Source organism: Actinomadura sp. BRA 177, from assembly GCF_013372625.1.
Lineage (GTDB): Bacteria > Actinomycetota > Actinomycetes > Streptosporangiales > Streptosporangiaceae > Spirillospora.
Window position 1 is genome coordinate 1 of record NZ_JABXFD010000343.1, and the last position, 5,868, is coordinate 5,868.

The 5,868-nt window shown below is 72.4% G+C and carries 4 protein-coding genes and 1 riboswitch; all 4 genes read right to left on the reverse strand.

The window, feature by feature from the left end; translation table 11 throughout:
* Positions 1-1,591 (reverse strand): glycosyltransferase (locus HUX53_RS18475; protein ID WP_176404456.1); only part of this gene is annotated, 1,591 nt, incomplete at its 3' end.
* A gap of 215 nt (positions 1,592-1,806) precedes the next feature.
* Positions 1,807-2,553: a CHAP domain-containing protein gene (locus HUX53_RS18480; RefSeq protein WP_176404457.1), complete on the reverse strand. Its 747-nt coding sequence runs from the start codon at positions 2,551-2,553 to the stop codon at positions 1,807-1,809.
* A gap of 12 nt (positions 2,554-2,565) precedes the next feature.
* Positions 2,566-2,720, reverse strand: a riboswitch (cyclic di-AMP (ydaO/yuaA leader).
* A gap of 453 nt (positions 2,721-3,173) precedes the next feature.
* Positions 3,174-5,033: a SpoIIE family protein phosphatase gene (locus tag HUX53_RS18485; RefSeq protein WP_309237311.1), complete on the reverse strand. Its 1,860-nt coding sequence runs from the start codon at positions 5,031-5,033 to the stop codon at positions 3,174-3,176.
* A gap of 211 nt (positions 5,034-5,244) precedes the next feature.
* Positions 5,245-5,868 (reverse strand): hypothetical protein (locus tag HUX53_RS18490; RefSeq protein WP_176404458.1); only part of this gene is annotated, 624 nt, incomplete at its 5' end.

The window sequence follows — 5,868 nt, forward strand, 5'->3', positions numbered from 1 at the left end:
TCTCCAGCGCGAAGGCCAGGTGCGCGCCGTCGGTGACGTAGGAGCGGAGCCGGTCCGCGGCGATCCGGGTCAGCCGGGGCCGGACGGGCAGCGCCGCGCACGCCAGCGCGGCGCCGCGGCCCTCGCCGAGCCGGGTGACCAGCTCCTCGCCGTCCACCCGGACGCGCAGCCGCACGTCCCAGACCGGATCGATGAACCCGACCGGCCGGATCCGCCCGGCCGGGGCGAGCTCCGACCGCCACGCCAGCCGGTCCCCCTCGTGCCGGACGGTCGCGCGGGCCCGCACCCGGCGGGCGCGGCGGCGCCGGTCGCAGAACTCCAGCGTCGCGGCTAGATCGGCGTCCGGGGGGATCCGATCGAGCGGGTTCAGCACGTGCCCGGCCAGGTGGAGGCGGTCGCCGCGCATCTCCAGCCGCGTCACCGTGTTGGCCGGGCGCAGGTCCTTCAGCGGCCGGACGTGGAAGCCGAACGCGGTCACGTCCAGGATCCGGCGGCCGAGCCTCCCGCGCGGCCGGCCGGCGCCCCAGAAGACCCGCCCGTCCCGCTCCACCAGCCGCGCCCGCAGCTCGGGACGCTCGGCGGGCTTGTACTCGGCGGCGGCGAGCGCCGCCGCGTGGTCGCCCTCGCGGATCAGGTAGGCGGCGATCGCGGGCATCGGGTGGGCCAGCTCGAAGACGCGCGGGTCCAGCTCCGCCAGGTAGGCGGCCGCGAGGTCGAGGAAGCGCTCCCGGTAGCCGGCGTCGCGGTCGCGCAGTTCCCGCAGGTAGAGCAGCAGGTCGTGGTTGACGAACTTCACGTCCTTGGCGCGCCGCAGGTCGTGCGCGCCGCGCAGCGTGAACAGCATGTCGATGCGCCGGTGGATCTCCAGCCGGTCGGCGAAGTTGGCCAGCTCGGCCCGCCGGTTGGAGATCGACGGCGCCGCCGTCCGCTGCCGGACGAGCCAGTGGTAGACGCGGTGCGGGATCAGCGCGGTCCGCTCCGCCGCCAGGTACGCCTCGGCGGTGAACAGCAGGTCCTCGTAGTGCAGCCGCTCGACGAACCGCAGCCCGTGCTCCTCCAGGAATCCGCGCCGGTACGCCTTGTTGGTCGAGAGGGTGTCGTAGAGGAGGTCGGGGTTCTCGGTCAGCGACCCGTACACGGCGCTGTTGCGGTAAAGCCAGGGGTACCAGGGGCGGATCCGGCCCTTCGCGCCCTCGGGGACGTCCAGGAAGATCCGGTCGCACAGCCCGGAGACCAGGTCGGCGCCGGTGCTCTCGGCGGCGGCGAGCAGGTTGAGGCAGGCGTGCCGGTCCAGCAGGTCGTCGCTGTCGAGGAACATCAGGTAGCGGCCGGCCGACGCGTCGATCCCGGCGTTGCGGGGCCGGCCGCAGCCGCCGGGGTTGGCCGGCAGGTGGACGGCCCGGACCCGTCCCGGGTGCGCGGCGGCGAGCCGGTCGGCGGCCTCCCCGGTGCCGTCGGTGCTGGCGTCGTCGACGATCACGGTCTCGACGCCGCCGAGCGACTGCGCCAGCGACGAGGCGACCGCCCGGGGAAGCCTCCGGGCGTCGTTGTAGGCGATCACGACCACGCTGACATCCGGGCGCAGCCGCATCGGCATCCCCTCCCGTTCCTCCGCGGACCGGCCTGCCCCGCGGTCGGTGTGCTGCCAGTGATTCCTATCCCGGAACGCCGCAGTGAGGTCCAAGAGGCACCAAAGGCTGTCAATGCTTCGCATTACCCGACTTCAGCGGAGACATGGGGGCAGATCACCCGGAACGCCAGAAGGCGCCCGGCCGGAGCCGGGCGCCTTCGAGCCTGCGGGAGGGATCAGGCGGCGTAGTCGGGGTAGCCGTAGCCCACGATCTCGGACTTGTCGCGGGTCTTCTTCTGCACCTCGTTCTGGCTGTTGCCCTCGATGGTCTTGACGGTGCCGTCGCCGTTGTCCTTCACGACGAGGCCGACGTGGTCGATGTCACCGATGGAGCCGCCGGAGCCGTTCTGCCAGTCGAAGAACACGACGGAGCCCGGCTTGGCCGTCTTGCCCCAGCGGTCGGTGTCCTTGAACCAGCTGGCGTGCTGGACGGTGTAGGCGTCCCAGCCCATGTTCTTCACGCCGGTCTGGGCCCCGAGCCAGGACACGAACATGTCGCACCACTGGGCGCCGTTGTAGGCCTTGACCGAGAACCCGCCGTCGCGCTGCGCGGTGGCCTTGGCGTGCGGGGTCGAGACGTACCAGTCGTGGAACTTGGTCTGGCCGCCCTTGCCCTCGCTGATGCCGACCTGCTTCTCGGCCAGCTTGATGACCTCGGAGGCCTCGACGGCGCGCGGCGGCACCTTGTAGCCCGCCTCCTTGGCCTCGGCGACGGTCATGCCCGTGGAGGCCTTCGACGCGGTGCCCTGCTCGGCGGCGGCGGCCGCCTGGGCGGGGGTCTCGGCCGCGGCGCTGCCGCTGGCGAGGGGGTTCAGGACGGCGAGCCCGACGGCGCCGGCGAGGACGGCACTGGCGGCGACGCCGACGGCCTTGTCCTCGGACGAGAAGCGGTTGAGCGAAAGTCGATCGAAACGACCGGTCATGCAGGGAATCTCCTGTTCTTCCATGACGCCTACCGGGTTAGCTGACGGATTCGGGCATGGAAGTAGCCCTACGGCGCGGCCTTCAGGCGCGCCGATTCACCCCTGGAACGTTGGGTCCCCGGCTCCGTCCGGTCGTGCGACCGGCACGGACTCGGCCTCGCACCGCATGAGGCGGTGCAACCTGTTCGGATATGTCTCAGCGACTGATCTCAGTGAGGGTGCGCGCATCGTCTGGCGCGCATCGCGTGCGGATACCGCTCCGCGATCCTCGGCCGTACGTGGCACGGCCGGCGGCAACGCATGGGGCGCGCTGCGGGATTCGGGTAGAAGGTAGACAACCTTCTCGGGAAAAGCAAACGAAGCACAAGCTTCAGTTATGCCCGCTCAATGCCCTTCCAAGGATTCACCAACAGCGTCAGGCCGCCGGGTGTTCCCGATCTTTCCCGAACTGGCCCTCAGCCCTTTGCCCATGGGCCTTACCGGCCTATGGGCAAAGGGTAAAGAACCCCGGGAGGACGGCGCCCGGCACGCGGCGGGGGGCCGCGTTCGGGCCCTCCGCACCGGTCTGGCTGAGTCCTACCTCACACGGACGGCTTCCGCGCGCCCGCACGTGCGGTCGGTCACTCGACGAGGAGGGCGAACAGCGTGGTGTCGTCCGCCGCCCGGTCGAACTCCATCCGCGCCATCACCTCGTCCAGGACCATGTCCGGGCGCAGCGAGGAGTCCTGCAGGATCTCGGTGAGGCGGCCGATGCGCTCGTCCAGGTCGGCGTCCCTGCGCTCCACCAGACCGTCGGTGTAGAGGAACAGCATGTCCCCGGGATGCAGCTCGGTGGTGATCGTCGTGTACTGCCAGGGCATGGCGCCGAGCATCGGGTCCCGGACGACCTCCAGCGGCGCCGCCCGCCCCTCCCGGACCAGGATCGGCGGCGGATGGCCCGCGCACGTCCACGCCAGCACCCGGCGGGACGGGTCGAAATGCGCGACGATCGCGGTCCCCGTCGCGGGCGGGTCCATCGTGCCGACCAGCTCGTTCAGCCAGCCCACCAGCCGTCCCGCCGGCTCCCCCGTGAACGCGAGGCCGAGCAGCCCGTTGCGGGTCCGCGCCATCGCGGCCGCCGCCGGCAGCCCGTGCCCGGCCGCGTCCCCGATCGCGAACAGCGCCCGCCCGTCCTGCATCGCGCGGGTCGCGAACCAGTCCCCGCCGATGCGCGCGGTGCTCTCCGCCGCCAGGCTGCGGACCGCCATGGCGAGGCCCGGCATCTGCTCCACCTCGTCCTCGTCCGGCAGGATCGCGCGGCGCAGCGTCACCGCCACCTTCCGCTCCTGCGCCGTCCGCGCCTGTTGCTTCAGCATCTGCCGGCGGGTCTCGGCGAGCGCCCGCTCCACGCCGCGCCGCCGGGTGATGTCCTGCGACACGACGTTGATCGAGATCGGCAGCCCGGAGTCGCCCAGCACCGGCTCGGCGAACACCCACAGGTGCCGCGGCGTCCCGTCCTGCCCGAGCACCCGGTGCTCGGCCTCCACCGGCTCCCGGCGCGAGAACATCGTCTGGACGGCCTCCTCCACCAGCGGGAGATCGTCGTCCGCCACGGCCTTCGGCAGGTCGTGCGGCATCGGCGGCACCTCGTCGGGGCCGATGCCGTAGTTGGCGCGCATCTGCGGCGTCCAGTCCGCCTCGCCGGTCGCCAGGTCCCACTCGCCGAAGCCGATCAGCGCCAGCCGCTCGACCCGCTCCAGCCGCCGCGCGATCCGGTCCTCGGCGACGTGGTACCGCCACGTCACGCACACCCCGGTCGGCACCCGGACACACCGGACGCTCATCCGGGACGACCGGGACAGGCCGCGCTGCGCCGTGCTGTACATGATCGAGTCGCGCTCCATCGGCGTCCCTTCCTCCAGCACCGCGACGTACTCGTCGAAGAGCCCGCTGAGCACCGCGCCCGGATCCGTGCGCAGCAGCCGCTGCCCGGTCAGCTCCTCCCGGCCGCGCCCGAACATGTCCCGCGCGAGGCCGTTGAGGTCGGCGTAGAGGAAGTCCGCCACGGCGCCGTCCGGCCCCCGGACCGGCACCAGGTGGGTGCACGAGTCGAGCGCCCCGTCCAGCACCGCCCGCGCCACCGGGTCCTCGCCCACCCCGGCGAGGATCTCGGCGTCGCCCGTGGTGTCCTCGGCCGTCACCCGCCGCAGGACGTCCTCGGCCTCCGTCAGGACGGCCTGACGCTCCGTCGTACCGCCCTCGGCCCGCGGCGCCCTGCGCCCCGCGATCACGGCCCCCACCGGCCCGCCGCCGCCGTCCTTGACCAGCAGCGCCGCGGCCTCGGCGAGGTCGATGTCCAGATCGCGCGCGAGCCAGATCAGATGCTGCAGGGCCTCCCCCGGCGCGACGCCGAGCCGCCGCGCCAGCACGACCCGCGCCTCGGACAGCATCGCGCGGTCGTGCGCGGCGCCCCGCAGGTCCTCCAGGTCCGCAACGTGCACCCCGGGCTGGGTGCCCTCCGCTTCCGCCAACTGTCCCCCGTTCGGCGTCACCTGCCCTGGGAGAAAAAAGCTACATACGCCAGCGAAGGACTATTCGCCCACAACCTGGTAAACAGTCCAGATCTTTGCCCCGGTTTTCCGATCCCGCCCGAACGCCACCGCTTCCGATGACCCACTCCGGACGGAACCCTTCCCCATCCTGTGACGCCCGTCACGTCGCCCGCAGGACGTCCCTGGTCAACGCCGTGATCCGCGCCTCCGCCGCCCGGAAGGACGACCCCTCGGGCTGCAGCGTGAGCACCACCACGATCCGGTCCCCCACGACCCCGGTCGTGTGCAGGACGGGCCGCCCGATCCCGAGATCCGGCCGCCACGCCGCCGGCCGCACCCCCTTCCCGCACGGCTCCGCCGGCACGTCCCCGAACCCGGACCACCCCTGCTTCACGGCACGCGGCCCCTTCACCACCCGCGGGATCCCGAACGTCTGGTCGAACCCGTCCTTCCCGCACGGCGTCGACTTCCGCAACTGCTCCAGCACGAACTCCCGCTGCCCCTCGGGCGCCTTCTCCAGCAGATACCGGTACGTCCGCACGAGATCCCGCGCACTGAGCGCCGTGTACCCCCAGAACCCGGGCTTCTCCGCGGGCGGCGGCGCCGTCTCCGTCAGCCCCACCCGCCGCACCATCCGCTCGATGATCTCCCCCTGCCCGCCCCGCCGCCAGAACTCCGTCGCCGCCTGATCGTCGCTCTCCCGAAGCATCGGCACCAGCAGCGCCCGATCCCCCGCCGACACCCGGTGCCGCTCCAGGTAGTCCAGCGCGATGAGGATCTTCAC

Coding starts and splice junctions, on each gene's coding strand:
- HUX53_RS18480 (WP_176404457.1), bottom strand. CDS start 2,553: ATGACCGGTCGTTTCGATCGACTTTCGCTCAACCGCTTCTCGTCCGAG.